The sequence below is a fragment of the Intrasporangium sp. DVR genome (assembly GCF_040365325.1).
Taxonomy (GTDB): domain Bacteria; phylum Actinomycetota; class Actinomycetes; order Actinomycetales; family Dermatophilaceae; genus Intrasporangium.
Genome location: NZ_BAABZW010000005.1, coordinates 41,310 through 58,295, shown reverse-complemented (window position 1 = coordinate 58,295; position 16,986 = coordinate 41,310). Strand labels below are relative to the sequence as shown.

Genomic DNA, 16,986 nt, shown 5'->3' with positions numbered 1-16,986 from the left:
ACGGGGTGGCTGGGCTCAGAGGGCGCCCCGCTGCCAGGGCCCGGTGATGGCGAAGGTGATGCCGGGGGACTGGAGGTTGGCGAAGAGCCAGTTGCCGTTCTTCGGCTCGAAGACCGAGCCGGCCCACTCGGACCCGGTGTAGTCACGCGGGGCTGCGGCCTTGCCCGGCACGCCGCCCTCCGGGATGACGACGGTGTTGAGGGCGAACGGGAAGACCTCTCCGTCGGTCGTCAGGCCGTGGAGGAACTCCTGGCCGGAGCCGTCCTCGCACAGCACGATCCCGCCGCGGGGCGAGACGCACAGGTTGTCGGGGTTGTTGAGGACGGACGCCGCCGGGGAGGCGTAGAGGATGCGCATGTACTCGCTGCGGGGGTCGTACTCGAAGATCTGCCCCTGGCCGGCCGGCCCGCCGTTCGTCGAGACGAAGTAGGCGCGGTCGTTGCCCCACCAGGCGCCCTCGAGGCGACGGAAGACCGCACCGCCCTTGAGCTGGCCCTGGATGACGGGCCGCAGCTCGCCCGGTGCGTAGTCGGGGTTGTCGATGTCGACCCAGCCGGTGCGGTACTCGGTACCGGTGGGGTCGGTGTACGTCGAGTAGGAGACGCCGCCGTTCTCGATCTCCATCATCTGGAGCCGGCCGCCGTCGGCGAGCCGGCCCGGCGTGGTGGGGATGAAGCGGAAGAGGCCGGAGGGCGTGGCGTCCTCGGTGAGGTAGACGATGCCGGTGTTCGGGTCGTTGCAGGTGGCCTCGTGGCTGAACCGGCCCATCTCCCGCAGCGCCTCGCCGGTGCCGACGCCGTCGTGGGGCACCTCGAAGACGTAGCCGTGGCGGGTGCCATCGGGGGCGACGTCGGTCGTCTCCTCGCAGGTCAGCCAGGAGCCCCACGGGGTCGTGCCGCCCGCGCAGTTGCGGATCGTCCCGCCGAGGCTGGGCACGGTCTCGAGGAACTGACCGGCGTCGGCGTCGAAGGTGAGCGTGGTCGTCCCACCGGCCGCGTTGGGGTTGTAGGCGGGGGTCGTGAACGCGCCGCCGAAGCCGCCGCGCTCGTGGTTGCGGACGATGGCGACCTTGCCGTCGGCTCGGCGGAACGCGCCCATCCCGTCGTGGCTGCCGGGCGTCGGGTTGCCGTTGGCCATGAGGTCACCGGTCCAGCCGTAGCTGAGGTACTCGAAGCCCTTGGGCAGCGCGAGCAGCGGCAGCCCGGTGGCCTGGTCCTTGACGGGGGCGAGGGGGCCGTAGGCGGACGTCGTCGCCTTGGACAGGGGGGCCGCGCCGGCGCTGCGGGCGCCGAGCGCCTCCAGCGGGCCGAGGGCGGCGAGCGCGGCGAGGCCGGCGCTGCCCTTGAGGATGCCGCGGCGGGTGGTGGCGTGGGACATGGTGAGTTCCTCTCGAGTCGGGGGACCCGCCCATGCCATCTCGCGCAGGTGGAATCGAGGCGACACCCAGATGACAGGGGGTGTGCAGCCGGCGAAGACTCAGACGACGCGCCATCCCCTCGCGTCGGGTGCGGGTGGGCTGGGCATCCCCGCGTCCCCGAGGGGCGGGGCGCCGGCGACGAGCCGGTCGAGGTCGCGGCCGAGCCGCAGGCCGGTCGGGAGGTTGGCCCGGGCGACCTCCCGCCGCAGCTCGTCCTCCGGCAGGGGCCGGGCACTGGCGACGACGACCGTGTTGCCGAAGCGTCGGCGCTTGAGCACCTCATGGGTCGCGATCAGCGCGACGTGGGGGAGGGCGGTGCGGATCGTCGACAGCACCCTTGCCGTGTAACGCATTCCCGGCTCGTCGGCGAGGTTCCAGAGGGCGGTGCCGCCGGTCGTGAGCACCCGTGCGACGTCGCGGACGTATGCCGCTGAGCTCAGCTCCGCGGGGATCTGCCCGTGCGCGTACGCGTCCGTCACGACGACGTCGGCTGAGCCGGAGCCCAGCGCGCGGACTCCGGTGAGGCCGTCCTGCGGCCGCACCCGGATGCGGTGACGACGGGGGAGGGGCAGCTCCCGACGGACGAGCTCGGTGAGGTGGACGTCCGGCTCGAGGACGATCTGCGGCGACCCGGGCCGGGTGGCCTCGACCCAGCGGGGGAGGGTCAGCCCGCCACCGCCGACGTGGGTGACGCCCAGGCGTGCCGGGGCGGGCGTCGCGGCGCACGTGTCGATGGCGAGGGCGAGGTGCTGGACGTACTCGAAGACGAGCAGGGTCGGGTCGTCGAGCTGGACGTGTGACTGGGGGGCGCCGTCGAGGTGGACGGTCACGCCGCCGCGCTCGTCGCGCTCGAGGCTGATCCGCTCGGCGAGCCCGGTCACACCGACAGGTTACGGTCGGGGGATGCGATTCGGTGTGACCATCCTGCCCGAGCACTCTTGGTCCGTGGCGGAGCCGATGTGGCGCGAGGCCGACGCGATGGGCTTCGACCACGCGTGGACGTTCGACCACATCACGTGGGGTGGGCTGCCCGAGTCGCCGTGGTTCGCGGCGGTGCCCACGCTGGCGGCCGCGGCCGCAGTGACCAGTCGGGTGCGCCTCGGCACCTTCGTCTCGTCGCCCAACAACCACCACCCGGTGCAGTTCCTGCGCGAGGTCCTCGCCCTGGACGACATCTCGGGCGGCCGCTTCATCCTCGGCATCGGGACCGGCGGCGACATCGACTCGCGCATCACCGGCGAGGACCTCCCGCTCAAGGACCGCGTCGCCCGCTTCCACGAGTTCACCCACCTGCTCGACCGCTTGCTCAGCGAGGAGCGGGTCACGGCGGCGGGCCGCTTCTACGGCGCGCGTGACGTCCTGACCGCCCCGGGTCCGGTCCGTCCCGGTCTGCCGCTCGTCATCGCCGCCAACGGGCCCAGGTCGATCGCTCTCGCGGTCGACAAGGGCGAGGGCTGGATGACCTACGGCGGATCGGCCGAGACCGACGACGAGTGGTGGGCTCTCGTCACGACCCTCAGCCACAGGGTCGACGAGGCGCTCGCTGCGGCGGGACGTGAGCGGCATACGCTCACTCGCTATCTCAACATCGACTCGGCGCCCACGTTCTCGCTGTCCAGCGTGGCTGCTTTCGAGGACGCCGTGGGCCGGGCTGCGGAGCTCGGCTTCACCGACGTCATCACGCACTGGCCGCGGGCCGAGGAGCCGTTCCGTGGGAGCCGCGACACCCTCGAGGCCGTGGTCACCGACGTCCTGCCCAGGTGGCGCTGATGCCGCCGCGTCGTCGGGTCCCGCTGGAGGACGGACGTGATGCCCTGGCCGTATGCCGCTCAGCCGGCTTCGCGGCGGACCGCGCGGTCACTGCCACGGCAGTCCGCTTCACCCTCGAGGAGCTGTCGGCCGTCGCCCCCGGACGCACCGTCGAGGTCCGGGTGCCGCCGTACGGCGCCGCCCAGTGCATCACGGGTCCGGTCCACCGCCGAGGGACCCCACCCAACGTCATCGAGACGGACGCCGCGACGTGGCTCGCCCTCGTGACCGGCGACCTGGGCTGGCAGGAAGCGCTGCACTCCGGGCTGGTTCGGGCCAGCGGCCAACGCGCACACCTCGACGGACTGCTTCCGCTGCTGCCGCCCGGCCCGACGGGCGATCAATCCGATTGAACGTTGTCAGACCTGTTCGACAGACTGACGAGAGTGACGAGTCAGCCATCAGTCGACACACTCGGTGCTGTGTCCGAAGAGAGGTCCGGCGAGCCGATCGTCGTCGCGCGCGGTCTGACCAAGGTCTACGGCGAGACGCGCGCCGTCGACGGCATCGACTTCGAGATCGCCAAGGGTGAGTCCTTCGGCCTGCTCGGCCCCAACGGCGCCGGCAAGTCGACGACGATGCGGATGATCGGCGGGACGCTCCAGCGCACCGGTGGCAGCATGAGCGTCGCCGGTCTCGACCCGGCCGAGCGGGGGCCGGAGGTGCGGGCCCACCTCGGTGTCGTCCCGCAGCAGGACAACCTCGACGAGGAGCTGTCGGTCCGCGACAACCTCATCATGTACGGCCGATACTTCGGCCTCCCCTACTCCTACCTGCGCGCCAAGGCCGACGAGCTGCTCGAGTTCGCCCAGCTCACCGACCGCGGCAAGGAGAAGGTGGGCTCGCTCTCCGGGGGGATGAAGCGTCGGCTGACGATCGCCCGCTCCCTCGTCAACGAGCCGAAGGTGCTCCTCCTCGACGAGCCGACGACCGGCCTCGACCCGCAGGCCCGGCACGTCCTCTGGGACCGGCTCTTCCGGCTCAAGGAGGTCGGCGTCACCCTCGTCGTCACGACCCACTTCATGGACGAGGCCGAGCAGCTGTGCGACCGGCTCGTCGTCATCGACCGGGGCCGGATCATGGCGGAGGGGACACCGCGACAGCTGATCCGCGAGCACTCGACGCGCGAGGTGCTCGAGGTGCGTTTCGGGGCCGACCGCAACGCCGCCGTCGTCGCGCAGCTCGAGGACGTCGGCAGCCGCATCGAGGTCCTGCCCGACCGGGTCCTCGTCTACACCGACGACGGCGAGGCCGCCCTCGAGGCCGTGACCGCTCGCGGCCTGAGCCCGATCACCTCACTCGTGCGCCGGTCCTCGCTCGAGGACGTCTTCCTGCGCCTGACCGGCCGGAGCCTCATTGACTGAGCACGACACTCTCGTGGACCGCGGCCGGCTCGCCGCGTCCGGGCGGGCTCCCGACCCTGCGGTCATGGCGAGGCGCGCCCGCCGCTGGGGCTGGTGGTTCTTCGTCGAGTCGTGGCTGCGCGCGTCCAAGGCCTGGGCGGTCTCGATCGTCATCTACATGGTCGTCACGCCGTTGCTCTACCTCGTGGCGCTCGGCCTCGGCCTCGGCTCCCTCGTGGACCGGGGCGCCGGCTCGGTCGACGGCGTTCCCTACCTCGTCTTCGTCGGCCCCGCCCTGCTCGTCAGCACCGTCGTCATGTCGGTCGGCGGTGAGCTCACCTACCCCGTCATGGCCGGCTTCAAGTGGCAACGCCTCTACTACGGCCCGCACGCCACCCCCGCCACCCCGGAGCAGATCGCGGTCGGCCAGCTCCTCGGGGTGATGATCCGCTTCGTCGTCCAGGCCGGCGTGTTCTGGGGCTTCCTCGTCCTCTTCGACGCTGCGCCGAGCGGGTGGTCGTGGCTCGCCGTTCCCGCCGCGGTGCTCACTGCGGCGGCCTTCGGGGCACCGCTGCAGGCGTTCGCGGCGAGCCTCGAGGACGAGGGCTACCAGTTCGCGTTCGTCCAGCGGTTCGTCATCATGCCGATGTTCCTCTTCGCCGGCACCTTCTTCCCGTTGTCGGTGATGCCCGTCGCCCTCCAGTGGATCGGGTGGGTCTCGCCGGTCTGGCACGGCACCCAGCTCGCCCGCCAGGCGACCTACGGCGCAGCCGAGCCCCTGTGGCTCACCCTCGTCCACGTGGTCGTGCTCGGCGGCATGGCCCTCGCCGGGATCCTGGTCGGCCGCCGGGTCTACGCGCGTCGGTTGGGGAGCTGACATGGCCGAGCTGACCCGCACCTCGCTGGCGTTGGCCGCCATCTACGGGGGCAACGCGCGGGCCGTCATCGAGCGCGGCTTCAAGGTCATCAAGAACCAGAACTGGGCCGTCATGGTCTCCGGCTTCTTCGAGCCGGTCTTCTACCTGCTGGCCATGGGTCTCGGTCTGGGCGGCCTCGTCGGGGCCGTCACGGGCCCGGACGGGCAGGCGACCAGCTACGCCGCGTTCATCGCCCCGGCCCTGCTCGCCACCTCGGCGATGAACGGCGCGATCTACGACTCGACCTGGAACGTCTTCTTCAAGCTGCGCTTCGCCCGCCTTTACCAGGCCATGCTCCAGACCTCCCTCGGGCCGATGGACGTCGCCCTCGGTGAGATCTTCATGGCGCTCTTCCGCGGCTTCCTCTACGCAGTCGGGTTCATGGTCGTCATGCTGGTCATGGGCCTCGTCGTCTCACCCTGGGCTGTGCTCATGGTCCCGGTGGCCCTGCTCATCGCCGTCGGCTTCGCCAGCATCGGGATGGCGGTGACGAGCTACCTCAAGAGCTTCCAGCAGATGGACGTGCTCCAGGTCGCCATGCTGCCGATGTTCCTCTTCTCGGCGACCCTCTTCCCCATCGACGTCTTCCCGACCGCGATCCAGTGGTTCGTCCAGGCGATGCCCCTCTGGCACGGCGTCGAGCTGATGCGTCACCTCGCCGTCGGCCACCTCGAGGCCGCCACGGCCGGCCATGCCCTGTACTTCGTCGTCATGTCAGTCCTGGGGGTGTGGTTCACCGCGACCCGCCTCCGGGCGCTCTTCCTCCGCTGACCGGTCCGGACCCGATCGGTGGCCTGGCAGCCGATGCAGCTGGGTCGGTCGGACTCGACGTCGCTTAGGCTGGTGGTGTGAGTCCAGACCCGGCCCGGATCCCCAACCACAAGCGCTTCCTCCTCACCGGGGCGTTCCTCGGCCTCGTCGTCGGCATCTGGTTCGGCCTGCGGGAGCCGGGCGGCCCGAGCTACAACCAGACGGTGCAGTACTCCCTGAGCACGGCCGTGCTCTTCCTCGGCGCGCTCGGTGCCTTCCTCGGCGCGGGGCTCGCCGGCGTCCTCGCGATCCTGCTCGACCGCTCCGGGCGGCAGCACTAGCGAGCCAGCGCGACCCATGCGTCTCTTCGTCGCGATCGTCCCACCGGACGAGGTCCTCGACGACCTCGCCGAGCACGTCGAGCCGCGGAGGCTGGCCGACGAACAGGCCGGGTCGGAGCTCCGGTGGACCGACCGCCACCAGTGGCACCTCACGCTGGCCTTCCTCGCCGACGTGCCGGAGTGGCGCCTCGAGGACCTCACCGCTGCAGTGACGGCGACCGCCGCCCGGCACCATGCCCCGGTCCTGCGCGTCTCCGGCGCCGGTGCCTTCCCCAACCCCTACGCGGCACGGGTGCTCTACGCCGATGTCGAGCACGTGCGGGGGGACCTCGGCCGGCTCGCCGGCGGCATCCGGACGGCCTGCAACGGCGCCGGAGTGCCGCCTGACGGCACCCGCTTCCATCCGCACGTCACGCTGGGCCGCTTCCGCCGACCCACCGAGGCGACCCGCTGGATCAGGGCGTTCGACGCGCATGAAGGGCCGGTGTGGCAGCCGAGCGAGGTGGCGCTCGTCGAGTCGCACCTCGGTCAGGGCCGTGGGCGCCGACCTCGCTACGAGGTCGTCGGGACCGCTCCGCTGGCGGCCGCCTCGCGCTGAGCCGCCGCCCCCCGCCGCGGGGTCGAGGTGTCGGTCGAGGTGTCGGTCGAGGTGTCGGTCGACGGGCCGTGGTCGATGAACGCCACGAGCAGATGAGCACGCTGGACGGGCCGGGGCGGATCCTGTGGGAGAATCGCGCAGTGGCACGCGGCGACGGGCGACTGACCCATGACCTTCTTCACGGCGAAAAGGGCCCACAGGACGCCTGTGGGGTCTTCGGTGTGTGGGCCCCCGGCGAGGACGTCGCCAAGCTGACGTACTTCGGGCTCTACGCCTTGCAGCACCGGGGACAGGAGTCGGCCGGGATCGCGACCGGCGACGGCGACAAGATCCTCGTCTACAAGGACATGGGCCTGGTGTCGCAGGTGTTCGACGAGACGGCCCTCACCTCGCTCCGCGGCCACATCGCCATCGGCCACACGCGCTACTCGACCACGGGTGGCTCAACGTGGGAGAACGCCCAGCCGACGCTCGGCGGGACGGGTGGCCGCACCATCGCCCTCGGGCACAACGGCAACCTCATCAACACCGTCGAGCTCCGGGCGATGGTCGACGAGCACTTCGGCGACGCCCGGGTCACGGGTGAGCTCGCCCGGGGCAACACCTCGGACACCGCGTTGGTGACGACGTTGCTCGCCGCCGACCCCGACAAGACCCCGGAGCAGGCTGCCCTCGAGCTGTTCCCCAAGCTGCGAGGCGCGTTCTGCTTCGTCTTCATGGATGAGCAGACCCTCTATGCCGCCCGCGACCCGTGGGGCGTGCGGCCGCTCGCACTGGGCCGCCTCGAGCGTGGCTGGGTCGTCGCCTCGGAGACCGCGGCCCTGCAGACCATCGGCGCCGCGGTCATCCGCGAGGTCGAGCCCGGTGAGCTCATCGCCATCGACGAGGACGGGCTGCGGACCTACCGTTTCGCGGAGCCCCAGCCGAAGGGCTGCGTCTTCGAGTACGTCTACCTCGCCCGGCCGGATGCCGTGATCCGCGAGCGCGTCGTCCACGAGGCCCGGGTCGACATGGGCCGCGCTCTGGCCCGCGAGCACCCGGTGGACGCCGATCTGGTCATCGGGGTGCCCGAGTCGGGAGTCCCGGCCGCCGTCGGCTACTCCCAGGAGTCCGGCATCCCGTTCGGCCAGGGCTTCGTCAAGAACGCCTACGTCGGGCGCACCTTCATCCAGCCGTCGCAGACCCTGCGCCAGCTCGGCATCCGCCTCAAGCTCAACCCCCTCGAGCACACGATCCGCGGCAAGCGTCTCGTCGTCGTCGACGACTCGATCGTCCGCGGCAACACCCAGCGGGCCCAGGTCCGCATGCTGCGAGAGGCCGGCGCCGCCGAGGTCCACGTGCGCATCTCCTCGCCACCGGTCCAGTGGCCGTGCTTCTACGGCATCGACTTCGCCACCCGCGCAGAGCTCATCGCGACCGGGCTCGGGGTCGAGGAGATCCGGGCGTCGATCGGTGCCGACTCGCTCGGCTACATCTCCGAGGAGGGCATGGTCGCAGCGACCGGCCAGCCGGTCGAGCAGCTCTGCACCGCCTGCTTCACGGGGCGATACCCCATCGACCTCCCGGAGGACGGGCGGGTCGGCAAGCACGTGCTCGAGACGTTGCCGCTCACGGTCCGCACCGGCCATGACCGCTCGATCGACACCGACGTCGAGGGCGTGACCATCGGGGTCGGCACCGGCGGATCCGGGGCCCTCGACCACCCCTGACGCCCTCCCGTTCGGGGCGTTCGGGGTAGGTGTTCGCTCTCGAGAGCGAGCCATCACCGCGAACCGGTCAGGCGAAGGTCATCCGGGCCCCTGCCCGGCCCGCGGCCGGCCGGGTTGTGACGGAGCGTGAGGGCAGGGGTGGCAGCGCCGGTAGGGTTGGGCCGTGACGAACGAGCCCGCCACCCCCATCACGTATGCCGCTGCCGGAGTCGACGTCGAGGCCGGTGACAAGGCGGTCGAGCTGATGAAGGAGTCAGTGCGCCGGGCGACCCGGCCAGAGGTCGTCGGCGGGCTCGGGGGCTTTGCGGGGATGTTCGACGCGAGCGCGATCGCCCGGATGACCCGACCGATCCTCGCGACGAGCACGGACGGCGTCGGCACGAAGGTCGCCATCGCCCAGGCTCTGGACAAGCACGACACGATCGGCTTCGACCTCGTCGGCATGGTCGTCGACGACATCGTCGTCTGCGGCGCCGAGCCGCTCTTCATGACCGACTACATCGCAACGGGCAAGGTCGTCCCGGAGCGCATCGCCGCCATCGTCGGTGGCATTGCCCGGGCGTGCGAGGAGGCCGGGGTGGCCCTCGTGGGCGGCGAGACCGCCGAGCACCCGGGGCTGCTCGAGCCCGACGAGTACGACGTGGCAGGTGCCGCCACCGGCGTGGTCGAGTACGCCGCGGTGCTCGGTCCGCAGCGGGTCCGTGACGGCGACGTCGTGGTCGCGTTCGCCAGCAGTGGCCTGCACAGCAACGGGTTCAGCCTGGTGCGGCGGGTCATCGAGTCAGCGGGCTGGTCCCTCGACCGCCATGTCGACGACTTCGGGCGGACCCTCGGCGAGGAGCTGCTCGAGCCGACTCGGCTCTACACGCTCCCACTGCTCTCCGTCATCCGCGACGACGCGGTCGAGGTGCACGCCCTCAGCCACGTCACCGGGGGCGGGCTCGCCGCCAACCTGGCCAGGGTGCTGCCGCCCGGCATGTTCGCCCGGGTCGACCGGTCGACGTGGACGCCGCCCGCGGTGTTCCAGACCATCCAGCAGCTCGGCCGGGTGCCGCGCTCGGACCTCGAGCGCACCCTCAACCAGGGCGTCGGGTTCGTCGGCGTCATCCCCGAGCACCACGTGGACCGCGCCATCGAGCTGAGCGAGCTCAGCGGCATACGGGCATGGCGACTCGGTGAGGTCACCGCCGAGGAGAACGCCACGATCGATCCCAGCACGGAGGTCGTCCGTGGCGCGAAGGGTGTCGCCGGCGGCGCCGTTCAGGTCGTGGGGGAGCACCCCACGACCTGAACGAGGCAGCCGTCATCGCGGGTCGGGCGATCTCTCACCCGACGCACGAGGTGTGGCTGAAGTGGAAAGGGTGAGCTCAGTGCTCGCCCGAGGCCCACTTCCCGTACTCGTCGTACTCGTCGTCGTCGGGCTGCGACGTGGTGGTGTCGCGGTCCTGACGAGATGACTCGCGGTGCAGCTCTCGCTCGAGCGCGCTCAAGTCCGTGTCTGGCGTGTAGTACTTGAGCTGCCGTGCGACCTTGGTCTGCTTGGCTTTGGCTCGGCCGCGCCCCATGGCGTGACCCCCTCGTGCGTCGTGCCGGGACGGCATCGCTCGCCGAAGGGCCCTCAAGCTCTCCGTCGTCCGCGTAGCGGCCCCGGGAATGTGTGTGTTCTCGTGGTGCTAACGCTACATGAGCGGAGCAAATCCTGCGCCACTGACGCGCACGGGGTGCCCGGGCGACCCGGTCGTCGGCAGCGGGCCCAGGACCGCCGGGAGGGGTGGAATGGGTGGGAATGCGGTTTTGCCCAATCTGCTCCCGGAGAGCCCGGGATCGGCCTAACCTGACTCCAATGAGCCCTTCAGGGCCATGCGTGTGTCGCCGCAGGAGCGACAGGGTGGTGGGGAAATGACCATGACGACACAGGATCGGCACGAGACCGAGAAGCTGTTGACTCCGGCCGAAGTGGCCGCTCTTTTCAGGGTCGACCCGAAGACGGTCACCCGTTGGGCCAAAGCGGGCAAGCTGACCTCGATCCGGACGCTTGGGGGGCACCGCCGGTATCGGGAGTCCGAGGTTCGACACCTGCTCGGCGACCACTGACCACTGGTTGACGACGTCAGGGGGCGGACAGTCGTAGGTCGTTCAGGGGGGCGTCGAGTGGCTCGGTGCTGCGCACGGTGACGCGGCCGGCGGGGGGTTGGGCTGTCGGTGGCGACAGCTACGGTCGCAGCATGTCCTCCCCACCGGAGATCACCGCCATCACCCTGGGCGTGCGCGACGTCGAGCGGTCCCGCCGGTTCTACGTCGACGGGCTGGGGTTCCGCCAGGTCCTCGAGATCCCGGGTGAGATCGTCTTCGTCCAGGTGGCCCCACGCCAGGTCCTCGCCCTGTGGGACGTCGAGCAGATGCCGTCGGAGTACGGCCCGGTCGGGCACGGGCCGGCCGCGCCCCCCATGTCCCTCGGGCACAACGTCGACGGTCCCGAGCAGGTGAGGGAGCTGCACGCCGCTGCGCTGGCTGCGGGGGCGACCTCGGTCACCGAGCCGGCCGAGCGGGAGTGGGGCGGCGTCAGCGCCTGCGTCGCCGACCCGGACGGGTTCCGCTGGGACTTCGTGTGCAACCCCGGCTTCCGGATCGACGCCGACGGCACCGTCCACCTCGGCGAGGGGTGACCCCAGGGCAGGCAGGTCGGCGCCGGCCGGGGGTCAGAGCACGGCCGGTGAGCGGCGCTCGAGGAGGATGACGTCGCGCCAGGTCCCGTGCTGCCGCCCGATCCGTTCGCGGGTGCCGACCTCTCGGAACCCCACGCTGCGGTGCAGGCCGAGCGATCCGGCGTTCTCGGGGAAGGTGCCACCCTGGATCGTCCAGATCCCGGCCGCCTCGGTGGATCCGATGAGCGCTCCGAGGAGCGCACGCCCGACGCCGAGGCGCCGCGCGGTCGGCGTGACGTAGACGGAGTGCTCGACGACGCCGGCGTAGGCGGGTCGGGACGAGACGGCGGACACGGCGACCCAGCCCAGGACGGCGCCCGAGTCGTCGACGGCCACGAACCGGTGGTCCGGCAGGTGGGAGGTGTCGAACTGCTCCCACGAGGGGACGGTTGTCTCGAACGTCGCGGTGCCTTCGGCGATCCCGGACGCGTAGATGTCGAGGACCGGGTCCGCGTGCGCGGCGGTCATGGGCACGATGTCCACTGCACCACGGTAACGAGGTCAGTGGCCCATCGCGCGCAGCTCGAGGCGGGTGGCGAGGCGGGTGACGGGGTCGGTGAGGTCGAGGTCGACGACCTCTCGCAGCTTCCGCATCCGGTAGCGCAGCGTGTTGGGGTGCACGTGCAGACGCTGGGCAGCGGCTCGGGGGTCGCCGGGGTGGTCGAGCCAGGCAGCGACCGTGGCCGCGTAGGCGGTCCCGAGCTCGTCGTCGTGGGCCCTCAGCTCGGTCACCGGGGAGGGCGACACGCGAGTCCGTATGCCGCTGACGGCCCTTTCGCAGGTCACCTCGGCCCAGGCGCCTTCCGCCGTCGCCGAGCGCCCGGGGAGCCGGCCGGCCAGGGCGAGGCGGTGGACCTCGAAGGCCTCCTCGCGGGAGCGGACCAGCTGGGGGACCCGTCGCACCGGCGTGCCGGCGCTGGCCCGGGCATGCGGCCGGGTCTCGGCGACCTCGGCCACGACCGTGCGGAGCCACTCCCAGGTGCCGGGCACGGATGCGGGGTGGGTGTCCTGGCTGCCGTCCCGCACGAGGGCGACGACCGTCTCGTCGAGGATGGCGAGGAGCGGTTGGCGCCAGGACCGGCGTCGACAGGCTGACTCCCAGGTGTCGAGTCGGCTCTCCGGCTCGAGGTCCGGGTCGCCGCCCAGCACGACGACGCGCCAGGGCGGGGCCGGCAGCCAACCGCCCGCCTCCGCCACGTTGCCCGACAGCAGGTCGCGGAGCCGGTCGGCTGCCACGCGCCGGGCGAGGTCGGTCTGGGAGCGGAGCCGCAGCAGGTGGAGCGCGACGACCGTGGCGGTCTGGGTCAGCGACCGGATGACCTCGGCCGGGGGTGGTGCGTCGACGACGGCCCAGATGGACCCCAGCCACTCGTCCGCTGCCCGCACGGGGAGGACGAGCCGGGCACGCAGGTCGCCGTCGGCTGGGACGAAGACGGGGTCGTCGGACCGGGCCAACCGTCGGAAGACCCCCCGACCGCGCAGGCTCGCCAGGACGGCGTCCGGGACCTTGCGCCCGACGATCGTGGACAGGCGGGCGGGGTCGGCGACGTCCTGGCGAGCGGAGTACGCGAGGACGCGCGACTGGGTGTCCTCGATCGTCACGGGGGCCTCGACCAGGGCGGCGCACGCGTCGGCGAGGGCGAAGAGGTCGTCGTGGACCGGGCCGTCGCTGCGCACGGCCGCTCCCGTCGCCGCCCGGTCCAGGACGCCGCGGAGCAGCCACACGACGTGGGCCCAGGAGGCGTGGTCCGACAGCTCGACGAGCGGCAGCCCGAGCCGGTGGGCGGCGCCGCGCACGTCCCGCCGGCGGACGGCGTTGCGACGCAGCACGACGCCCCCGCTGCCCACGCGGCTGGCCCCTTCGACGAGCGCGATCGCCGACTCCGGTGACTCGATGCCGACGCCGAGCACGAGGTCACCCGCCTGGCCGAAGACCCCGGACTCCGGCTCGGCCAGCGTGACGTCGTCCACCTCGGGCCCGGCAGCGTCGACGGCGATGCGGAGCAGGCCACCGCCCAGGGTGCCGACGAGGTCACGCAGCGCCAGGCCCCGAGGGACGGTGGTGGCCCTGGGGTTCAGCGTGTCCGTCATGGGGTCGATTGTCGTTGTTGGGCGGTCACAACGACAAGACCTATCGTTGTGCGTCCAGCACCAGGGTGCCCTGCTGGGAGTGGCTGACGATGGATGCATGGCTCCCGTCACTCCCTCAGGTCTGCCCGTCCCCGAACACGTCGCCGTCGTCGGCGCGGGAATGGTCGGGCTGGCCACCGCGTGGTTCCTCCAGGAGCGCGGCGTCGAGGTCACCGTCATCGACCGGGAGGGCGTGGCCGCCGGCGCCTCCTGGGGGAACGCCGGCTGGCTGACCCCCGGCATCGCGACGCCGCTGCCCGAGCCGGCGATCCTCAGGTACGGCCTCCGGGCGGTGCTCAGCCCCAGCTCACCCGTCTACGTCCCACCGAGTGCCAACGCCACCTTCCTCAAGTTCGTCACCGGCTTCACCCGCCACTCGACGATGAGGGCCTGGAAGAAGGCGATGGGGGCCCTCGTCCCGATCAACGACCTCTCGCTCGCCGGCTTCGACCTGCTCCGAGCGGGCGGGGTCGACGCCGAGACCTACGAGGCAAAGTCCTTCACGGCCGCCTACCGCACCGCCGAGGAGCGCACCACGCTGCTCGAGGAGATCGAGCACATTCACGCCTCCGGTGGCGACATCGCCTTCGACGTCCTCACGGGCGACGAGGCCCGGGCGGTCGAGCCGGCGCTCTCCGAGGCGATCGGGGCCGCGATCGTCCTGCACGGGCAGCGGTTCATCAACCCCGGCGCGTACGTCGCAGCGCTCGCCGACTCCGTCACGGCCCGCGGGGGCAAGATCGTCACGGGCGCGACGGTCACCGGGTTGCGCGACGTCGGCCCAGGCGTTCTCGTGGAGACCTCGACGGGGGCGGCGGAGTCCTTCGACCAGGTGGTCGTCGCGACCGGAGCCTGGCTGGGGGCTCTGGTCCGCGAGTTCGGCGTCAAGCGCGTCGTCCAGGCCGGGCGCGGCTACTCCTTCTCGGTGGAGGTCGACGACCTGCCCAACGGGCCGGTCTACTTCCCGGCGGCCCGGGTCGCCTGCACGCCCGTGGGCGACCGGCTGCGGGTCGCGGGCATGATGGAGTTCCGCCAGCCCGAGGCCGCGCTCGACCGACGGCGCATCCGGGCGATCGTGGAGTCGGCTCGGCCGTTGCTCAAAGGGGCCGACCTCGACCACCGTCAGGACGAGTGGGTCGGTTCCCGGCCGTGCACCATCGACGGGTTGCCGCTCATCGGCGCCACGCGCTCGCCCCGTGTCTTCGTCGCGGGTGGGCACGGCATGTGGGGCATCACGCTCGGCCCGGTCAGTGGCCGGCTCCTCGCGGAGCAGATGGTGACCGGCACGGTGCCGAGTGAGCTGCGCCCCTTCGACCCGCTGCGCTGAGCGACGCCGTGGTGTCCGCCCGGGGTTCGTGCCCGGGCGGACAGCGCCTCCTCAGGCCGGGCTGAGCACGACCAGCGTGTAGGGCCCCACGGAGACCGTGCCGCTCGCGGGCTGCTCGTCGAGGGGGGACTCCGCTGCGTCGACGTCGCGGGTCGGGTGGTCACCGAAGAGTGCACTGTAGGTCGAGGCGTCCGAGTTGAAGCGAACCACCCACCGACCTGCGCTGGGCAGCCCGACCGTCACGTCACGCGGATCGGCGCTGGCGTTGACGACCACGCAGGCCGCCGCGGTGTCGGTCGAACGGAGCCAGGCGATCGTCTTGGCAGCGTCGTCGAGATGGCTCACCCGGGTGTGCGCCCCGGTGAGGCCGGCCGTCGTGCCGGTGAGGTTGCGCCGGAGCGCGACCAGGTCACGAACGAGGCGCACGATGTCGCGGAACTCCTCGGCGCGGTCCCAGTCGAGCGGCACCGTGTCGCGGAACCACTCGTCCTCGAGGAACTCCTGTCCCTGGAAGAGCATGGGGATCCCGGCGCTGGTGAGCGCGATGGCGGTGGCCAGGGTGGCCCGCTTCTGGGCCGGCCAGCCCGTCGGGTTGTCGCCGTCGATCTCGTGCGGCACGCGGAGCTTGCCGTTGGCGACCTCGTCGTGGCTCTCGGAGTAGATGATGCGGTCCCACGGGTCCCGTCCCGTCGCAACGGCGCGCGCGAGGTCGGTCATCGAGCGGGTGCCGTCGTCGGGGGTGGTGACGAGGGCGCGCACGGTGTGGACGAAGCCGGAGTCCCACTGCGCGGTGAACGCGGCGCCGTCGAGGGAGGTGAGCGCGGGGTCGTCCTGCAGGTCCTCGGCGATGAGGATCTTGCTCGGCAGCTCCCGGCGGATGCTGAGGTTGATGTCGCGCATGAGGGCCCAGCCCTCGGGGATGTCGGTGCCGATCCCGCTCACCGTGCGGATGTAGAGCGTCGCGTCGAAGCGGAGCCCGTCCATGTGGAACTCCTCGATCCACATCAGGGCGTTGTCGCGGCAGTACTGACGCACCTCCTCGCGGCCGTAGTCCGGGCGCGTGTCGCCCCAGGGGGTGTGGGAGCGGTCGTCCTGGTAGAAGTAGATCCCGCCCTTGCCGTTGTCGGAGGTGCCGTCGAATCGCCACAACGACAGGTCACTCGGCCCGAAGTGGTTGAGCACGACGTCGACGATCACGGCGATGCCGTGTCGGTGTGCCTCCCTGACAAAGGCCTTGAGCCGGTCAGGGCCGCCATAGGTCGACTCGACCGCGAACGGGTGGGCCGGGTTGTAGCCCCACGAGTAGTCGCCCGCGAACTCGGCGACCGGCATCAGCTCGATCGCGTTGACGCCAAGGCTCTGCAGGTAGCCGAGGCGGCTCGCCATCGTCTCGATGTCGCCCGGGTCGCCCTCCTCAGCGACGAACGAGCCGATGTGCGTCTCGTAGATGACCAGCTCGTTGTGGGCCGGGGTCGCGAACGAGTCGCCCTGCCAGTCGAAGGCATCGCGGTCGTAGATGATCGCGTTGCCGACCGAGTTCGTCACCGCCCTGGCTCGTGGATCCACGCGGTGGAACTGCTCGCCGTTCGTGGTGATGACGTACTTGTACTCGTCGCCCGGCCCGGCGCCCTCGACCTCGCCGTACCAGTAGCCGCCGTCCTCGCGCACGAGCAGATGGCGGTCGGTGGACCAGTCGTTGAAGCTCCCCGTGACCGCGACGGACCCCGCGTGGGGTGCCCAGACGCGGAAGGCCGTGCGGCCGTCGAGGGGCATCGAACCGATACCGGGGGCGGGTGCTCGGGTCACCGGGTCTCCTCGCGTGGGCGGCGCTGGGGTCGCGTCGAGCCTATGGCCGTATGCCGCTGAGCCGCCTCCTCGTCGAGGGTGCAGTTCCCGCGGTGGCCGGGCGGGCAGGAGCTGCACACTCGACTGAAGGGGGC

At 71.6% G+C, this 16,986-nt stretch carries 18 protein-coding genes; 12 read left to right on the top strand and 6 right to left on the bottom strand.

All coding sequences use genetic code 11. From position 1 onward, the window contains the following. Positions 1 to 15: 15 nt before the first annotated feature. Both ABWV20_RS04885 and ABWV20_RS04880 read right to left on the bottom strand, forming a co-directional pair. Positions 16 to 1,377, bottom strand: a complete 1,362-nt coding sequence (locus ABWV20_RS04885) for an alkaline phosphatase PhoX (protein WP_353353702.1) — start codon at positions 1,375 to 1,377, stop codon at positions 16 to 18. A gap of 99 nt (positions 1,378 to 1,476) precedes the next feature. Continuing rightward, complete coding sequence (locus tag ABWV20_RS04880) at positions 1,477 to 2,298, bottom strand: spermidine synthase (protein WP_353353701.1); 822 nt, start codon at positions 2,296 to 2,298, stop codon at positions 1,477 to 1,479. A 22-nt stretch (positions 2,299 to 2,320) separates the two neighbouring features. Between ABWV20_RS04880 and ABWV20_RS04875 the strand changes: the two genes are divergently transcribed. From ABWV20_RS04875 to purM, 9 genes are all read left to right on the top strand, one after another. After that, a complete protein-coding gene (locus ABWV20_RS04875; protein ID WP_353353700.1) occupies positions 2,321 to 3,187 on the top strand; it encodes an LLM class flavin-dependent oxidoreductase in 867 nt (288 codons plus the stop codon). Continuing rightward, positions 3,187 to 3,579 (top strand): sterol carrier family protein, encoded by a 393-nt coding sequence (locus tag ABWV20_RS04870; RefSeq protein ID WP_353353699.1) that lies wholly within the window; start codon positions 3,187 to 3,189, stop codon positions 3,577 to 3,579. The genes ABWV20_RS04875 and ABWV20_RS04870 overlap by 1 nt, the downstream gene beginning before the upstream one ends. Before the next feature lie 69 nt (positions 3,580 to 3,648). Further along, the gene (locus ABWV20_RS04865; protein WP_353353698.1) at positions 3,649 to 4,590 is read left to right on the top strand and encodes an ABC transporter ATP-binding protein; all 942 of its coding nucleotides are present in this window, start codon (positions 3,649 to 3,651) and stop codon (positions 4,588 to 4,590) included. Then, positions 4,583 to 5,446, top strand: coding sequence for an ABC transporter permease (locus tag ABWV20_RS04860; protein ID WP_353353697.1), 864 nt, complete (start codon positions 4,583 to 4,585; stop codon positions 5,444 to 5,446). Before ABWV20_RS04865 ends, ABWV20_RS04860 begins: the two co-directional genes overlap by 8 nt. A gap of 1 nt (position 5,447) precedes the next feature. Then, positions 5,448 to 6,257 carry an ABC transporter permease gene (locus ABWV20_RS04855; protein WP_353353696.1) on the top strand — a complete coding sequence of 270 codons (810 nt, stop codon included), beginning with the start codon at positions 5,448 to 5,450 and terminating at the stop codon, positions 6,255 to 6,257. Positions 6,258 to 6,334: 77 nt separating this feature from the next. Continuing rightward, positions 6,335 to 6,577, top strand: a complete 243-nt coding sequence (locus ABWV20_RS04850) for a hypothetical protein (protein WP_353353695.1) — start codon at positions 6,335 to 6,337, stop codon at positions 6,575 to 6,577. Between the two features lie 16 nt (positions 6,578 to 6,593). Beyond that, a complete protein-coding gene (gene thpR / locus ABWV20_RS04845) occupies positions 6,594 to 7,175 on the top strand; it encodes an RNA 2',3'-cyclic phosphodiesterase (RefSeq protein WP_353353694.1) in 582 nt (193 codons plus the stop codon). Between the two features lie 92 nt (positions 7,176 to 7,267). After that, positions 7,268 to 8,884 (top strand): amidophosphoribosyltransferase, encoded by a 1,617-nt coding sequence (purF, locus tag ABWV20_RS04840; RefSeq protein ID WP_502901763.1) that lies wholly within the window; start codon positions 7,268 to 7,270, stop codon positions 8,882 to 8,884. A 163-nt stretch (positions 8,885 to 9,047) separates the two neighbouring features. Beyond that, on the top strand, positions 9,048 to 10,175 hold the full coding sequence (gene purM / locus ABWV20_RS04835; protein WP_353353692.1) for a phosphoribosylformylglycinamidine cyclo-ligase: 1,128 nt from the start codon (positions 9,048 to 9,050) through the stop codon (positions 10,173 to 10,175). Between the two features lie 76 nt (positions 10,176 to 10,251). On the opposite strand, the gene ABWV20_RS04830 is transcribed toward purM, so the two are convergent. Next, positions 10,252 to 10,449: a DUF3073 domain-containing protein gene (locus ABWV20_RS04830; protein WP_353353691.1), complete on the bottom strand. Its 198-nt coding sequence runs from the start codon at positions 10,447 to 10,449 to the stop codon at positions 10,252 to 10,254. A gap of 340 nt (positions 10,450 to 10,789) precedes the next feature. Here ABWV20_RS04830 and ABWV20_RS04825 point away from each other — a divergent pair, with 340 nt between their 5' ends. Then, entirely contained in the window at positions 10,790 to 10,978 is a 189-nt protein-coding gene (locus tag ABWV20_RS04825; RefSeq protein WP_353354184.1) for a BldC family transcriptional regulator, read from the top strand. Between the two features lie 131 nt (positions 10,979 to 11,109). Further along, entirely contained in the window at positions 11,110 to 11,550 is a 441-nt protein-coding gene (locus ABWV20_RS04820; protein WP_353353690.1) for a VOC family protein, read from the top strand. 33 nt (positions 11,551 to 11,583) lie between these two features. On the opposite strand, the gene ABWV20_RS04815 is transcribed toward ABWV20_RS04820, so the two are convergent. Both ABWV20_RS04815 and ABWV20_RS04810 read right to left on the bottom strand, forming a co-directional pair. Next, positions 11,584 to 12,072 carry a GNAT family N-acetyltransferase gene (locus ABWV20_RS04815; RefSeq protein ID WP_502901756.1) on the bottom strand — a complete coding sequence of 163 codons (489 nt, stop codon included), beginning with the start codon at positions 12,070 to 12,072 and terminating at the stop codon, positions 11,584 to 11,586. 18 nt (positions 12,073 to 12,090) lie between these two features. Further along, on the bottom strand, positions 12,091 to 13,680 hold the full coding sequence (locus ABWV20_RS04810) for a PucR family transcriptional regulator (RefSeq protein WP_353353689.1): 1,590 nt from the start codon (positions 13,678 to 13,680) through the stop codon (positions 12,091 to 12,093). Between the two features lie 97 nt (positions 13,681 to 13,777). Between ABWV20_RS04810 and ABWV20_RS04805 the strand changes: the two genes are divergently transcribed. Continuing rightward, entirely contained in the window at positions 13,778 to 15,046 is a 1,269-nt protein-coding gene (locus tag ABWV20_RS04805; RefSeq protein WP_353353688.1) for an NAD(P)/FAD-dependent oxidoreductase, read from the top strand. 51 nt (positions 15,047 to 15,097) lie between these two features. Here ABWV20_RS04805 and ABWV20_RS04800 read toward each other — a convergent pair whose 3' ends face one another. Then, positions 15,098 to 16,852: an alpha-amylase family glycosyl hydrolase gene (locus ABWV20_RS04800; protein ID WP_353353687.1), complete on the bottom strand. Its 1,755-nt coding sequence runs from the start codon at positions 16,850 to 16,852 to the stop codon at positions 15,098 to 15,100. Positions 16,853 to 16,986: the final 134 nt, after the last annotated feature.